Annotated in this window: 12 protein-coding genes; 4 read left to right on the top strand and 8 right to left on the bottom strand. The window is 73.7% G+C overall.

Annotation, left to right across the window (positions count from 1 at the left end; all coding sequences use genetic code 11):
* Positions 1-45: 45 nt before the first annotated feature.
* From purH to HNR68_RS06450, 7 genes are all read right to left on the bottom strand, one after another.
* Positions 46-1611, bottom strand: coding sequence for a bifunctional phosphoribosylaminoimidazolecarboxamide formyltransferase/IMP cyclohydrolase (gene purH / locus HNR68_RS06480; protein WP_179718617.1), 1566 nt, complete (start codon positions 1609-1611; stop codon positions 46-48).
* On the bottom strand, positions 1608-2201 hold the full coding sequence (gene purN / locus HNR68_RS06475) for a phosphoribosylglycinamide formyltransferase (RefSeq protein ID WP_343049968.1): 594 nt from the start codon (positions 2199-2201) through the stop codon (positions 1608-1610). Before purN ends, purH begins: the two co-directional genes overlap by 4 nt.
* Before the next feature lie 220 nt (positions 2202-2421).
* Complete coding sequence (locus HNR68_RS06470) at positions 2422-4089, bottom strand: cell division protein PerM (RefSeq protein ID WP_179718615.1); 1668 nt, start codon at positions 4087-4089, stop codon at positions 2422-2424.
* A gap of 297 nt (positions 4090-4386) precedes the next feature.
* On the bottom strand, positions 4387-5271 hold the full coding sequence (locus HNR68_RS27110; protein WP_179718613.1) for a DUF5336 domain-containing protein: 885 nt from the start codon (positions 5269-5271) through the stop codon (positions 4387-4389).
* Positions 5272-5448: 177 nt separating this feature from the next.
* A complete protein-coding gene (sucD, locus tag HNR68_RS06460; protein WP_179718610.1) occupies positions 5449-6333 on the bottom strand; it encodes a succinate--CoA ligase subunit alpha in 885 nt (294 codons plus the stop codon).
* A gap of 6 nt (positions 6334-6339) precedes the next feature.
* The gene (sucC, locus tag HNR68_RS06455; protein WP_179718608.1) at positions 6340-7506 is read right to left on the bottom strand and encodes an ADP-forming succinate--CoA ligase subunit beta; all 1167 of its coding nucleotides are present in this window, start codon (positions 7504-7506) and stop codon (positions 6340-6342) included.
* A 261-nt stretch (positions 7507-7767) separates the two neighbouring features.
* Positions 7768-9405 (bottom strand): hypothetical protein, encoded by a 1638-nt coding sequence (locus HNR68_RS06450; RefSeq protein ID WP_179718607.1) that lies wholly within the window; start codon positions 9403-9405, stop codon positions 7768-7770.
* A 660-nt stretch (positions 9406-10065) separates the two neighbouring features.
* Between HNR68_RS06450 and HNR68_RS06445 the strand changes: the two genes are divergently transcribed.
* The 3 genes from HNR68_RS06445 (at position 10066) to HNR68_RS06430 (ending at position 13187) form a co-directional block, all read left to right on the top strand.
* The gene (locus HNR68_RS06445; protein ID WP_179718605.1) at positions 10066-10764 is read left to right on the top strand and encodes a M23 family metallopeptidase; all 699 of its coding nucleotides are present in this window, start codon (positions 10066-10068) and stop codon (positions 10762-10764) included.
* A gap of 154 nt (positions 10765-10918) precedes the next feature.
* A complete protein-coding gene (locus tag HNR68_RS26670; protein WP_343049966.1) occupies positions 10919-12550 on the top strand; it encodes a class I SAM-dependent methyltransferase in 1632 nt (543 codons plus the stop codon).
* 289 nt (positions 12551-12839) lie between these two features.
* Positions 12840-13187, top strand: coding sequence for a VOC family protein (locus tag HNR68_RS06430; protein WP_179718603.1), 348 nt, complete (start codon positions 12840-12842; stop codon positions 13185-13187).
* Here the strand turns inward: HNR68_RS06430 and HNR68_RS26665 are convergent.
* Entirely contained in the window at positions 13154-13411 is a 258-nt protein-coding gene (locus HNR68_RS26665) for a YncE family protein (RefSeq protein WP_246330402.1), read from the bottom strand. The two genes, HNR68_RS06430 and HNR68_RS26665, sit on opposite strands and share 34 nt — an antisense overlap.
* 890 nt (positions 13412-14301) lie before the next feature.
* Here HNR68_RS26665 and HNR68_RS06420 point away from each other — a divergent pair.
* Positions 14302-15180, top strand: a complete 879-nt coding sequence (locus tag HNR68_RS06420) for a LysR family transcriptional regulator (RefSeq protein ID WP_179718601.1) — start codon at positions 14302-14304, stop codon at positions 15178-15180.
* Position 15181 lies beyond the last annotated feature (1 nt).

The following is a 15181-nucleotide window of genomic DNA, read 5'->3' as shown; positions in this document are numbered from 1 at the left end:
GTGGTCGTCCGCACCGCTCGGGGTGGTCCTGCGCCAGTGCGCGGGTCAGTGCGCGAAGTGGCGCGTCCCGGTGAAGTAGAGCGGCACCCCGGCCGCCTCGGCGGCGGCGATGGTGTCGGCGTCCCGGACCGACCCACCGGGCTGCACGATGGCGCGCACCCCGGCGTCCAGCAGCACCTGCGGACCGTCGGCGAACGGGAAGAACGCGTCGGACGCGGCCACCGAGCCCTTCGCCCGGTCGCCCGCCCGGGAGACCGCCAGGCGCGCGGAGTCGACCCGGTTCACCTGGCCCATGCCCACGCCGACGGTGGCGCCGTCGTTGGCCAGCAGGATCGCGTTGGACTTCACCGCGCGGCAGGCGCGCCAGGCGAACTCGAGGTCGGCCAGGGTGGCCTCGTCCGCCGGGGAACCGGCGGCCAGCGTCCAGTTGGCCGGGTCGTCGCCCTCGGCGTCGATGGCGTCGGAGCCCTGCACCAGCATGCCGCCGGAGATCGCCCGCATCTCGACCCGGCCGCTCTTCGGCGGCTGCGCGGTCAGGATGCGGATGTTCTTCTTCTTGCTCAGCACGTCGACCGCGCCGTCGGCGTAGCCGGGGGCCACGATGACCTCGGTGAAGATCTCGGCCACCTGCTCGGCCATCTCCACCGTGACCTCGCGGTTCGTCGCGATGACGCCGCCGTACGCGCTGACCGGGTCGCACTCGTGCGCCTTGCGGTGCGCCACGGCGATGTCCTCGGCCACCGCGATGCCGCACGGGTTGGCGTGCTTGATGATCGCCACGCACGGCTCGCGGTGGTCGTGCGCCGCGCGCCAGGCCGCGTCGGCGTCGACGTAGTTGTTGTACGACATCTCCTTGCCGTGCAGCTGGGCCGCGGCCGCGAGGCCGGTGGCCTCACCGCCGGAGACGTACAGCGCGGCGGGCTGGTGCGGGTTCTCGCCGTAGCGCAGCGCGGAGCGGCGCTCCCAGGTCTCCCCGATCCAGCCGGGGAAGACCGAGTCGTCCCCGGTCGGGACCTTGCTCATCCAGGACGCCACCGCGACGTCGTAGGACGCGGTGTGCCGGAACGCGGCGGCCGCCAGCTCGACCCGGTCCTCCAGCGTGAAGCCGCCCTCCCGGACCTGCTCCAGCACCCACTCGTACCGGTTGGGGTCGACGACGACCGCGACGTTCGCGTGGTTCTTCGCGGCGGCGCGCACCATCGCCGGTCCGCCGATGTCGATCTGCTCGATCACCTCGTCCTGCCCGGCGCCCGAGGCCACCGTCTGCACGAACGGGTAAAGGTTCACGACCAGCAGGTCGAACGGGGCGATGCCCAGGTCGCGCAGCTGGTCGGCGTGCTCCTGGCGGCGCAGGTCGGCGAGCAGGCCGGCGTGCACCCGCGGGTGCAGGGTCTTGACCCGGCCGTCGAGCGCCTCCGGGAAGCCGGTGAGCTCCTCGACCGGGGTCACCGGGACACCGGCGTCCGCGATGGCGCGAGCGGTGCCACCGGTGGACACGATCTCCACGCCGGCGGCGTGCAGCCCGGTGGCCAGCTCCAGCAGCCCCGACTTGTCCGACACACCGATCAGCGCGCGGCGAACGGCACGCCGCTCCTGCGAGTTCGCGGTCACGGGATACTCACCTTCCGTCCCTGCACGGTCCAACCGTGCAACGCCAGCTGTTCCAGGGTGTCGACCAGCAACCGCCGCTCGACGGCCTTGATCCGCTCGTGCAAGCTCGCCTCGTCGTCGTCGGGCCGCACCCGGACCGCCTCCTGGGCGAGGATCGGCCCGGTGTCCACACCGGCGTCGACCACGAACAACGTGCAGCCCGTGATCCGCACCCCGTACTCGAGCGCGTCGCGCGCCCCGTGCATGCCGGGGAACGAGGGCAGCAGGGCCGGGTGGCTGTTGAGGTACCGGCCGTGGAAGCGCGCCAGGAAGTCCGCGCCGACGAGCTTCATGAACCCGGCGGAGACCACCAGGTCCGGTTCGTGCTCGGCGCAGGCCTCGGTCAGTGCGCGGTCCCAGTCCTCCCGGCTCGGGTGGTCCTTGACCCGGCGGACGAAGGTGGGCACCCCTGCGCGCTCAGCCCGAGCGAGCCCTTCGATGCCGTCCCGGTCCGCGCCGACCGCGACCACCTGCACCGGGTAGTCGGGCGAGCTGGCCGCGTCGAGCAGGGCTTGCAACAGCGTGCCCGAACCGGAGACCAGCACGACCACGCGCGCCGGATCGCCGGTGGTGAACCGGGCGGGCTTCGAGGGGTCGGTCGTACTCGGGTTCAGCGTTCGCTCCTGACATGCCTGGGCACGATCTCTCCCCGCAGCGTAAGCGCTGATGGCGGGGCGGACGCGGCCAGGTCCCGGGCGAGTGGCGCAGCACTCACCGGTGACGGCCTCCCGCGTCCGAAGCGTCCGGATCCGCCAGGTCGGCGAGCGGCGACTAGTCCGGACGGCCCCCGTCGCCGTCCGACGTCCCGGCCACGCGCTGGGACCTGCCGGCGTCGCTGGTCGGGTCGGTGCGCCGCGTCTCGGCGGCGTCCCGGGCGGTCCCGGCGTCCCCGGCCGCGTCGGCGTCCCCGCTCGCGTCGACGTCCCAACTCGCGTCGACATCCCAACTCGCGTCGACATCACCGTCGAACTCGCTGGGGTCGATCTCCGACCGGGCGCGTCGGGTCGGACCGCTGGCGAGGGGCTCGCGCGCGTGCGGGATCGCGTCGCTGAGGTCCTCGGCGAGCTCGTCGGTGGCCGACGACGGCTCGCCGTCCTCCCCGGCGGCGGCGCCGTCCGTGGCGGCGCCGTCCGCGGCGCCGCCGTCCGCGGAGCCGCCGTCCGTGGTGCCGTCGTCCGGCTGCTCGTCCCCGGCTCCCGGGGCGTCGGCGCTGTGGTCGGTCGCCGTGCCGTCGGGGCTCCCGGCCGCGTCCGCCGGCTCGGGCTCGTCGACCGCGACCGGTCCGAGGAGCCAGGTCACGGCCGCTGCGGGGAGGGCGACCCAGCACAGCGTCACCGCGGCCAGCGCGAACGGCCGCAGCGTCACCGGGCTGAGCGGGCCGCCGCCGAGCTCACCGCCTGCGGCGAAAGCGAGGACCAGCGTGCCCAGCGCCGCGACGCAGGACGCCACCCCGACCGCCAGCAGTCGGTGGGACGTGCTGCCGGAGACCCGGCGGCACGCGACGCCGACGAGCGCACCGACCGCGAGCGGCAAGGCCATCGCCACGGCGGACCACCCGACGCCGGCGTGCGACGGCAGGACCGCGAGCAGCGGCAGGTCGGGCAGCGGTTCGCGGCTCGGCGCGCTGCCGAGGGGCTGGGCCGACAGCTCGCCCAGCGACAGGCCGGTCCCGGCGGCGAAGGCCCAGCCGGCCAGCACCCCGTTCGGCACGTACAGCAGCGACAGGAGGGAGGTCCCGATCGCGTCGCCCTCGTCACCGGCCCGCGACATCGCGGCGACCATGCCCGGCGCGGAGGTGCCGATCCCGACCAGCAGCACCGCGCCACCCGCGGCGACCACGGCGGCGAGCGCGAGCAGACCGATGCGCAGTCCCGACCACACCTGGGCCCCCACCCGCTCCCAGACCAGGTAGATCAGGCCGCACCGGTTGGCCACGCCCGCCGTCGCGGCGACGGTGGCGACCGCGCCGCAGCTGAGGAAGGCGTCGACCGGGACGACGCGGAAAGGCCAGTCCAGCACGAGGGCGATGGCCGCGCCGACGCCGGCGTGCCCCAGACCCATCGTCGCGATGAGCGGCCACGCCTGGTCGGGTCGCCGCAGCTTGGAGCGACGGGCCACCCACGCCGAGGCCGCCGCGATCATGAGCACCACGCCCGCGGTCGGGAGCAGCGGGAGCACGCTCAACGGCGCGCCCGTGATGGTGAGCGCGGACTGGTGCAGGGCGAGCCACCCGGGCAGCGCGGCCAGCAGCACGACGACCGGGTCGAACACGGCGTCGGTGGCCGTGGCCATCACCAGGGCGATGAGCCCGGCGGACACCAGGTAGCCGGCGAGCAGGACGGTGCAGGTCGCGCCGAGGAGCAACCACCAGCGGAGGCCGAGCCGGCGCTCGCGGGGGCCGTCAGCGATGGCGTGGGGGATCGACTCGAGCACGGACACGACGCCGAATGTCGCACCGTCTTTCCGCCGAACGGGTCACAACACGCCGCCGCCTCAACCCATCGGGCGACGACGCCCGTCCACTGAGGACGGTAGGAGCCTGGCGATCCGCTCGCCCTGCGGCCCCGCGTCCCGAGGGCCGCGCACCACGCGGGCCCACCGCTGGCTCCGGCGACCGTGGTCCGCCGTCTGACCAGTGCGGAGTCACCGCAGTCGACGCCACCTCCGGCAGAGCGGCGCACCGACGAGGGAGCGCACGGGCGGTCCCGGCGACCGCCCGTGCGCTCTCGAACTGGCTCAGAACCCCGGCGGGTTGAGGCCGGGGTGCGGCATCTGCTGCGTGCCCTGCGGGCCGCTGCCCTGCCCGGACTGGCCGCTCTGGCCGCCCTGGCCGGAAGACTGGTTCTGACCGCTCGAGTCCGGGGAGCCCTGCCCGGACGGAGCGCTCGGGGCGCCCGGCCCACCCGGACCGGACTGACCACCGGGACCAGGCTGACCACCGGGACCGGACTGACCACCGGCGCCGGGGTGCTGCCCGCCGGGGGCGGGCTTGCCGATCGGGCCGGACTGGGTCGGCGAACCACCGGAGGACGGGTTCCACCCGCCCGGCTGCGGCTGACCACCGGTGGCCGGGCTCCAGCCCCCGCTCGCCGGGGCGAACTGCCCGGGCTGCGCGGGCGGCGCGGCGGGGCTCCACCCGCCGGGACCGCCGGGTGCACCGGGGCCACCGGGCGGGAACGGGGCAGGCTGGCCACCGGAGGCGGGCCCGTCAGCGGAGCCGGACTTCTCGGGGGCGGCGATGACCCCGCCGTCGATCAACAGGATGCCCAGCACACCGGCCAGCTGCGCGGCGGCCAGCAGCAGGAGCACCACGACGATGCCACCGGCGGTGCCGCTGAGGAGGTCCTGGAGCAGCGCGAGGGTGGCGTAGGTGGACAGCGGCGCGGCCGCGAAGAGCGCGTTCGGCGTCTTCGGCACGAACCGCAGACCGGCCAGCGCCGCCGCGGTGATGAACGAGAAGCCGACGAGGCTGCCGAGGAGCACGCCGACGATCTCGCTGAAGAAGCCGATCAGGTATCCGACCAGACCGGCCCCGGCCGCGACCAGCGCCAGGATCTCCTTGAGGCCGAGCGCGGGACCGCCTGCGCTGGACTTCCGCGACGGGGGATAGGGGGCGGACATGGTTCGGGACACTCCTCAATGGACATTTCGGGGACGAGGACGGGTCGGTTTCCGACGTTACTGGATCGATCGGACGCGCTGCACCGGAAGCGGACGGCGCCGTCTCCCGGCCCAGACGCCGTCGGGGCCGGACACCCGCAGGTGCCCGGCCCCGACGTGACGCGATCGATCCGAGGGTCAGCCCTTGATGATCTCACGCATGAGCTTGGCGGTCTCGCTCGGCGTCTTGCCGACCTTGACGCCGGCGGCCTCCAGGGCCTCCTTCTTCGCCGCGGCGGTGCCGGACGAACCGGAGACGATGGCGCCCGCGTGGCCCATGGTCTTGCCCTCCGGCGCGGTGAACCCGGCGACGTAGCCCACCACCGGCTTGGTGATGTTGGCCTTGATGTAGTCGGCCGCCCGCTCCTCGGCGTCGCCACCGATCTCACCGATCATGACGATGGCCTCGGTCTCCGGGTCGTCCTGAAACGCCTGGAGCGCGTCGATGTGGGTGGTGCCGATGATCGGGTCACCGCCGATGCCGACGCAGCTGGAGAAGCCGATGTCCCGCAGCTCGTACATCATCTGGTAGGTCAGGGTGCCCGACTTGGACACCAGGCCGATCTTGCCCGGGCCGGTGATGTCGGCCGGGATGATGCCGGCGTTGGACTTGCCGGGCGAGATGATGCCGGGGCAGTTCGGCCCGATGATGCGGGTCTTGTTGCCGGTGGCGGTGGCGTGCGCCCAGAAGTAGGCGGAGTCGTGCACCGGGATGCCCTCGGTGATGACCACAGCCAGGCCGATCTCGGCGTCGATCGCCTCGATCACCGCGTCCTTGGCGAACTTCGGCGGCACGAAGACCACCGACACGTCGGCGCCGGTCGCCTCCATGGCCTCCTTGACGGTGCCGAAGACCGTGAGCTGCTTGCCCTCGATCTCGACGGTCTGGCCGGCCTTGCGGGCGTTGACGCCGCCCACGATGTTGGTGCCCGCGCGCAGCATCCGCGCGGTGTGCTTGGTCCCCTCAGAGCCGGTGATGCCCTGGACGATGACCTTGCTGTTCTCGTTGAGGAAGATAGCCATGGTGCCTCATGCCCCCGCAGCCAGCTCGGCGGCCTTGTCGGCCGCGCCGTCCATGGTGTCCACCATCGTCACGGCCGGGTGGTTGGCCTCGGCCAGGATGCGGCGGCCCTCGTCGACGTTGTTGCCGTCGAGGCGGACGACCAGCGGCTTGGTGGCCTCGTCGCCCAGGATCTGCAGCGCCTGCACGATGCCGTTGGCGACGGCGTCGCAGGCGGTGATGCCACCGAAGACGTTGACGAACACCGACTTCACCGCCGGGTCGTTGAGGATGACGTCCAGACCGGCCGCCATCACCTCGGCGGACGCACCGCCACCGATGTCCAGGAAGTTGGCCGGCTTGACGCCGTTGTGCTTCTCACCGGCGTAGGCGACGACGTCCAGCGTGGACATGACCAGACCGGCACCGTTGCCGATGATGCCGACCTCGCCGTCCAGCTTGACGTAGTTGAGGCCCTTGGCCTTGGCCTTCGCCTCGAGCGGGTTCTCGGCTTCCTTGTCGACCAGCTCGGCCTGCTTCTCCTGGCGGAACGAGGCGTTGTCGTCCAGGCTGACCTTGCCGTCCAACGCGATGATCTTGCCCTGCGGGTCCTTGACCAGCGGGTTGACCTCGACGAGCGTGGCGTCCTCGGCGACGAAGGTCTCCCACAGCTGGACGATCACGTCCGCGACCTGGTCGGCGACCTCGGCCGGGAACTTGGCGGCGGCGACGATCTCCTGCGCCTTCGCCTTGTCGACGCCCTGGATCGGGTCGATCGCGACCTTCGCCAGCGCCTCGGGCTTGGTGGCGGCGACCTCTTCGATCTCCATGCCGCCCTCGACGGAGGCCATGGCGAGGAAGTTGCGGTTGGCGCGGTCGAGGAGGAACGAGAAGTAGTACTCGTCAGCGATGTCGGAGGCGGTGGTGACCAGCACCTTGCGCGTGACGTGGCCCTTGATGTCCAGCCCGAGGATCGCCTCGGCCTTGGTCTCGGCCTCCTCCGGGGTCTCGGCCAGCTTCACGCCACCGGCCTTGCCACGACCCCCGGTCTTCACCTGAGCCTTGATCACGACGGGCCCGCCCAGTTCTGCAGCGGCTGCCTTGGCCCCTTGGGGATCGGTCACCACGGTGCCGGGCAGCGTCGGCACGCCGTGGGAGGCGAAGAGTTCCTTCGCCTGGTACTCGTACAGGTCCACTCGACTCTCCTGCGACGTCGGTGTCGGACTCGGGTGACGATATCGACCTGCGACGAAGCGTGGGGCGGCGCGTCCGGTGAACTGCCTCACCTGAGGTGGGCCGTCAGGCCTGGTCGAACCGTCCGGCGCACGGGTTCGCCCTGCTCGCCGGGCCAGGATCGCGCGTTCGTGGTGACGAACGGAACAGCGCACCGTGACGGTGACCCCCCGATTCTCGGCCGGGTCCCCGCCCCGGGCAAGCCCGCGGTCCGGGTGATCCCCTCAGGCCGCCCGGGTGCGGCCGGCCGCGATCGCGGAGACCAGCAGCACCACCACCCCGGCGACGCCGAACCACAGCCCGGTGCCGGGCGTCGTGCCGGGCAGCCGCTCCGCGGTGAGCGGGTACTCGAGCACGCGGACGCCCACGACCGCCGCGGCCCCGCAGAGCAGGGCGGCGGCGCGCGGCGGCCGGCACATCGGGGCCAGCACGGCGGCCGCCACCACACCGGCGAGCGCGGTCAGCAGCCCCCACGACGTCGTGCCGAACTCGGTGAACACGCCGGGGGCGGTGTAGTCGGGGGCGGTCACCACGGGCAGGCTGAAGGCCGCGGCGCCCAGCACCAGCGACGCCAGCGCCGGAACCAGCACCGGCTTGCGCATGGCGATCTCGGTGAGGTCCACCTCGTCGCGCTCCACGGCACCGGCCACCGCGGCGACGATCGCGGCGGCGACGGCGAACAGCACCGCCACGCCCGCCGCCCACGCGCCGAGGCGGGCCTGCGCACCGGCCGCCTGCACCGCGGTGAACACCGCGTCCAGCACCCCGGTCGCCGCCAGCGGGACCACGACCCACACCACGGGCAGCAGCGGACGCACCCGCAGCGCGAGGCGCGGCACCAGCAGGGCGGCACCGACCAGGAGCAGCAGGATCCCCGCGGGCCAGAGCACCCGCGCCGGGTACGGGGAGGGGTCACGCAGGCCGTAGGGCATCTCCACCTGCGGCGCGACCGCGGCCAGCACGCTGAGCGCACCGGCGGCCAGCGCCAGCACCGCCGAGCCGGTGAGGAGCCGGCTCAGGGCGGGCAGGTGCAGGTCCTCGTCCACCTCGCCGGAGTGGGCGCGCCCGGCAGGCACCGCCAGCGCCGCCAGGGCGAGCGCGCCGACGAGCCCGAGCGCGGGCCCCCACGAGAAGCTGAGCTCCGCCAGCACCGCCACCGCGACCAGCGGCGGGACGACGACCCCGGCCAGCGCCGCGGCGAGGCCGAGCAGCCCGCCGCGCGCGACGTCCTGGTCGGTGGTCCCGGCGAGGTACCCGGCGGCGGTGGGCACCGCGACGGCGAGCAGCACGCTGCCGACCAGCACCACCAGCGGCGCGTCGAGCGCGGGCTTGGGCAGCAGGTACGGGTCGTCGGAGGCGAACGGCGCCATGAGCACGCCGACCGCCGCGAGCACACCGGCGCAGAGCACCAGCGCGAGCAGCCCCTGGCGGTGCCCGCCGGAACCGCCCTCACCCGGGCCGACGCCGCGCACCGCGAGGACCCCGGCCGCGATCGCGGCCACGTGCCCGGCCAGCAGCGCCCAGACGCCGGCCGACGGCGTGAAGACCTCGAGGCTGTCCAGCCGGAGCAGTTCCGGGCGCGCCGCGAGTCCGGGGTCGGCGAGGAACTGGGCGTCGAGCACGAGCCGACCCGGCGCCAGCACGGCCGGCCCGACCAGCACCGCCGCCGCGGTGGCGGGCCGCCCGGCCCGCAGGGCGAGGCCGGCGATGCCCGCGGGGAGCAGGGCGAGCACCAGCAGCAGCGGCCACGCCGTGAAGGCCGCGGGCGCGCTGGGCGCGACCAGGCCGAGGAGGGGGCCGAGGCCGAGGAGCACCGCGCCGACGACGGAGACCGCCATCGCGGCGCGCAGGGATGTGGGCATGGGATCGGGGTTCGTGGCCGGAGTCGTGGAACGGTCGGACCGCGCAGTCACCGCGCAGACGCTAGCAACTCCGGGGCGGCGCGGGGGCACCGCGTGGCGATCTCCGGGACATCCCTGAGGGGACCGCCCGAACGGAGCATTCCCACCCGGCGGCAATCCACTCATGAGGTGTGACTTGCATCACTGCTCTTCACGGCGGGGTCACTGGATCGAGGCACCTCCGAGTTGCGGCTGCGCCGATCGGAGCGATCCTCCCCGATCACGAACCCGCAGGCAGCTCCGCTGAGCGACGACCTCGCCCATTGTCCGGAGGGGTCTGACAGTCCCTCACGGACTAGCCCGACCGGACACGCACCGTGCCCGACGCGTCACGGACGGGGATTTGCCCCTAGGGGATCAGCTTGGTTACTGTCCCCCGGTCCGTTGTCACGGTCTGGTCACGAAGGACAACCTCCAGCCGGTTCCCCGACCGGCACCCGGAACCCCGATCCGGGACTCGTGATCGGACTCCCCGAGACGGAAGGGCAAGCATTGGCTCACCACCGCTCCCCCGGCGGCGAATTCAAGATCGCGGACCTCGCGGAGGCGTCCCCCGACGAGCCCTCCAGTAGTCCGGGCCGGAGCCGCGGCCCGTCGACTGCCTCCGCCTGGCGTGGTCGCGTGGTCGTCGCTGCGGTTGCCGCTGGCGCTTTCGCAGCTGCAGGGCAATCGATCGCCGCAGGTGAAGGCCACGCCTCCCCGGACCAACGTGACGACTTCAACCCCGCGGACGCGTCGGCCTCGTTCAACACCGCGATGGCGGAGGACTCCGACAGCACCGGGGTCGGCGGCAGCGCCCCCGCGCCGGCGATGCTCCCCATCGCCCAGGTCTCGAACACCAGCTCCGAGGTCGAGAAGCTCAACAAGAGCGAGCGGATCGCGCAGGAACGCGAAGCCGCCCGCATCGCCGCTGAGGAAGCGGCCCGCGCCCCCAAGTTCGCCCCGCCCACGACCGGCCGCTTCACCTCCGGGTTCGGCGGGCGCTGGGGCACCACGCACTACGGCATCGACATCGCCAACTCCAAGGGCACCCCGATCTACTCCGTCGCCGACGGGGTCGTGATCGACGCGGGCCCGGCGAGCGGCTTCGGCCTCTGGGTCCGGGTGCAGCACGAGGACGGCACGATCACCGTCTACGGGCACGTCAACACCATCACCGTCGACGAGGGCGAGAAGGTCAAGGCCGGCGAGCAGATCGCCACCATGGGCAACCGCGGCTTCTCCACCGGCCCGCACCTGCACTTCGAGGTGTGGAACTCCAGCGGCAAGAAGATCAACCCGCTGCCCTGGATGCGCTCGCGCGGCATCGCCCCGGCGTGACCCGGCGGCTCCGGCGCGAGCGCGAGCGTCGGCGCCGCGGTGATCCCCAGAACCTCGCCGATCGGTCATACCGGCCGACAACGTCTGCCGCGCAAGGGAGATCACGGGATCCTCCCGTTCCACGACGTCGCGGACCTGGCGTAGCTTCGCGACCGTGGTCGAACAGGTCCGGTTGACCGGTGCGCAGCGAACCCTCCTCGGCCCGCTCTACGCGCGGGCGCTCGACAACCGCACGCCCGAGCCGGTGCTCGGCGACGAGGTCGCCGAGCGGCTGCTCGACCGCGTGGACGTCGACTTCCGCCGGCTGGCGCTCAGCTCCGGCGACCGGATGGCGATCGTCCTGCGCGCCAAGCGGCTCGACGACTGGGCCGCCGAGTACCTGGCGGAGCACCCGGACGCCGTGGTGCTGCACCTGGCCTGCGGGCTCGACGGCCGGGCCCACCGGCTCGACCTGCCCGACGGCGTGCTCTGGTACGACGTCGACCTGCCCGACGTCATCGAGCTGCGGAACCGGTTGTACCCGGAGGTGCCGGAGAACCACCGCACCATCGCCGCCTCGGTGACCGATCCCGGGTGGCTCGACGAAGTCCCCACCGGGCGGCCGACGCTGGTCATCGCCGAGGGCCTCACCACGTACCTGACCGAGGACGACGGCGTCGCCCTGCTGCGGCGGCTCGTCCAGCGGTTCGAGGTGGGCGAGGTGGTGTTCGACGCCGTGCTGCCGTGGACCGTCCGGGCCGCGCGCTCCTCGCGCTTCCTGCGCCGGGCCGGCGCCGGGTTCCACTGGGGCATCGCTGACCCGCGGACGCTGGAGTTCCGGGTCCCCGGCCTCCGACTGCGGCGCGCGCACCCGGTGCTGGACTCGCCGCACCTGGCGAAGGTGCCGGTCCCCCAGCGGATCGCGGCCCAGGCGATGAACGCCGTCCCGCCGTTGCGCGACGCGATGCGGTTGCTGCACTACCGCTTCGAGCACCAGCCCGGCCAGCGGGTGGAGCTCACCGGGACCCAGGCGACCATGCTCGCCACGGTCCACCTGCGCGCGCTCGACAACCGGTCGGAGCGGCCGTTGCTCGGCGACCGCTGGGCCGACGAGGTGGTGCAGCGCATCGACTTCGACTTCGCGAAGTTCCGGCCGAACGACCGCTACGCCGCCTCGGTGGCGCTGCGGGCCCGCTCGATCGACGAGTGGACCAGGCAGGCCCTGCGACCCGGCACGACGGTGCTGCACCTCGGCTGCGGCATGGACAGCCGGTACGAGCGCGTGGCACCACCGGACGACGTCCAGTGGTACGACATCGACCAGCCGGACGTCATCGACCTCCGCAAGCGGTTCTTCTCCGAGTCCCCGCAGCGCCGCACCGTTCCGTCCTCGGTGACCGCGCCCGACCTGCTCGACGGGATCCCCGGCGACCGGCCGGTCCTGGTGGTCGCCGAAGGTCTGCTGATGTACCTGTCCGAACCGGACGTCCTGGCGCTGCTGCGCCGGATCACCCGGCACTTCCCCAGCGGTGAGCTGGTCTTCGACGCGATGAGCACCCTCGCGGTCCGGATGACGAACCGGGCCAACCCCATCGTGAAGAACGCCGGGGCCCGGCTGGACTGGGGCATCGACGACCCGAGGACGCTCGAGGCCCGCGTGCCCGGGCTGCAGCTGGTGGCCGAGTGGTCCTACACCGACGCCCCCGAGCTGGACCGCTTGTCGGCGCCGGTGCGCACGGTGCTGCGCGCGGCCGGGCGGATCACCGCGGTCCGCCGCTTCGGCCGGATGCTGCACTACCGCTTCTGACCAGCGGGCGGACGCCCGGCCCTCCCGTCCGAACAGGACGGTCGGTGCTGCGCGCCTCGGTGCCACCGCGCCGATCACCGCCTCGGGCCCCCGGCCGCCCGGCTCACGCCGTGACCACCGGTGCCCCGCGCATCGGCTGCTCGGCGGGGTCCGGCCGGGAGCCCGTCACGACGTCGGTGACCGCCGGGTGCTCCGGCGCCCGCGACGAGCCCCTCCCATAGCCGCCTCCCGCGCTGGTCAGCGGTCTTGCGCGGATCGTGCGACGGTGTGGACCGAGGAGGTCGGACCGATGATCAACGGGGCGCACGTGTTGTTCTTCAGCCAGGACCCCGAGCGGGACCAGGAGTTCCTCCGGGACGTGCTTGGCTTCGAGGACGTCGACGCCGGGGACGGGTGGCTGGTCTTCGGGCTGCCGCCCACCGAACTGGCCACCCACCCCACCGACGCGACCCCCACCTGCGAGCTCTACCTGGCGTGCGACGACATCTCGGCGACCATCGGCGAACTGCAGGACCAGGGCGTCGAGATCACCCGCACGGTGAGCAACGCGGGGTGGGGGCTGGTCACCGCGCTCCGGCTGCCCAGCGGCGCCGAGCTCGGCCTCTACGAGCCCAAGCACCCGCACCCGGGCACGTAGGCGAGCCCGTGCGCGCCCGGCTCGCCGCGGCGGTCGACGTGCAGCGTGTCCAGCACCGCCAGGCGCTCCAGGTCCACCACGGTCACCGTGGCGTCCGCCACCGCGGAGACGTGGGCGCGGCCGCGCGCTGAGGTGGTGGTGCGCGGGAACCGGCCCACCTCGACCGCGCCGAGCCGCGCGGAACCGTCCGGCGCGAAGACCAGCAGCCGGCCGGGCTCCTGCACGCCCAGCCCCGGGCCGCCCCGGGGACGACCGCAGCTCCCCGGCGAGCAGCAGGCCCGTGCGGGTGACGTGCACCGGCACCACCTGGCGCTCGGTCGGGACCGTCCGGACCACCTCGTCGGTCTCGGTGTCGATCACCACGATCCCGGGCGAGGCGGCGCGCCGCCGCACGTCGTTGCAGGGGGTCGCGACGCAGGCGCGGGTGCCGTCCCGGGGTGATCACGGTGCCCTCGCTGCCCGGCACCGGCACCCGGCGCACCGTCCGGCCGGTCTCCAGGTCGACGACGGAGACGAACGGGGCTTCCTCGTTCGCGGCGTGCCCGCGCCGGCCGTCCGGGGTGTGACGAACCAGTGCGGCCCGGGCGCTCCGGTGTCGATGCGCCCGAGGTAGACCTCCGGCGGGTGACGTCCAGCGCCAGGCCGTGCGGACCGTGCTCCGGCACGAGGTCGAGAAAGGCCAGGACCGCGGGGGCGTCCGGGTCGATGACCACCAGGTCCGAGGCCCGCCGCTGTTCGCGTGGTCGTAGCCCGAGCGGTCGGCGATCGTGCAGCACAGCACCCGGTGCTCCGGGTCGGAGCACAGCTCGTGCGGTTCCGCGGGCAGGTCGAGGGCCTCCAGGTGCCGGTGGGTCGCGGCGTCGACGAAGCCGACCGTGGGGCCGCTCTGGCTGACCACCGCCAGCAGGTCTGCGTTGCGCGTGCGTTCTCCCGTCTGCTGCGGGGCCCGCTGTCGGTGCGGGCCTGCGGCTCCCACCCTCGACTCCCGACAGCACCGTCGGCCATGGCCGGATCGGCACGGGATCCTTGCGCCACGCGCAACAATGGAGGTGACCAGTACCGCTCCCGCGCGAGGTGGGAGCGGTGTCCCCCAGGGAGCTCGTGACTGTCCACGATGGATCTGAACCTGCTGGTGGCGCTGGACGCCCTGCTGCGGGAGCAGAGCGTGACGCGCGCGGCGGAACAACTGCAGACCTCTCCCGCGGCGCTGAGCCGCACCCTCGGCCGGATCCGCCGCGTGCTGCGGGATCCGGTCCTGGTGCGCGCCGGTCAGCGCATGGTGCTGACCCCGCGGGCCGTGGAGCTCCGCGACGAGGTGCACGCGGTCGTCGAGCGGTCCCGCGCGCTGCTCACCCCCGGCAGCCAGTTCGACCCGGCGACGCTGACCCGCACGTTCACCATCCAGACCAGCGACCTGCTGTCCGGTGCGCTGGCGCCCGCGCTGCTCGCGGCGGTCGGTGACGCCGCGCCCGGGATGGTGCTCCGGTTCGCCCCCGAGAGCGCGGAGGGGACCTCGGCGCTGCGCGACGGCACGGTGGACGTCGAGGTCGGGGTGCTGGACCACCTGGACCCCGAGACCCGCACGGCACCGCTGGCCACCGTGCGGCTGGTGGGCGCGGTGAACCCGGACCACCCGCTGGCGCACGCCCAGGTCACCCCGCAGAAGTTCGCCTCCGCGGCGCACATCAGCGTCTCGCGGCGCGGCAAGGCGCACGGCCCGGTCGACGACCGGCTCGCCGACCTCGGGCTGCAGCGCCGGGTGGCCGTCGTGCTGCCGAGCCACACCGCCGCCGCGCTGCTCGCCCGGCGCACCGACCTGGTCTGCCTCACCACGGAGTCCGCCGCGCGCAACGCCGGGTTGCGCACCTTCGAGGTGCCGCTGGAGCTGCCCCCGCTGACCATCGGCATGGCGTGGCACCCGCGCAACGACGTCGACGCGGCGCACCGCTGGCTGCTCGGGCTGATCCGCAAGGCAGCGGCCGAGCTCGGCTAGC

It is taken from the genome of Saccharopolyspora hordei, assembly GCF_013410345.1.
In the GTDB taxonomy this organism is placed as follows: domain Bacteria; phylum Actinomycetota; class Actinomycetes; order Mycobacteriales; family Pseudonocardiaceae; genus Saccharopolyspora; species Saccharopolyspora hordei.
Note: the sequence above shows the minus strand (reverse complement) of the source record. Positions and strands in the feature narration are given on the sequence as shown.

Bases quoted from the DNA above. Each gene is read 5' to 3' on its own strand.
- HNR68_RS06420 (WP_179718601.1), top strand. From the start codon at position 14,302: ATGGATCTGAACCTGCTGGTGGCGCTGGACGCCCTGCTGCGGGAGCAG.
- HNR68_RS06430 (WP_179718603.1), top strand. From the start codon at position 12,840: ATGATCAACGGGGCGCACGTGTTGTTCTTCAGCCAGGACCCCGAGCGG.
- HNR68_RS06450 (WP_179718607.1), bottom strand. From the start codon at position 9,405: ATGCCCACATCCCTGCGCGCCGCGATGGCGGTCTCCGTCGTCGGCGCG.
- sucD (WP_179718610.1), bottom strand. From the start codon at position 6,333: ATGGCTATCTTCCTCAACGAGAACAGCAAGGTCATCGTCCAGGGCATC.
- HNR68_RS27110 (WP_179718613.1), bottom strand. From the start codon at position 5,271: ATGTCCGCCCCCTATCCCCCGTCGCGGAAGTCCAGCGCAGGCGGTCCC.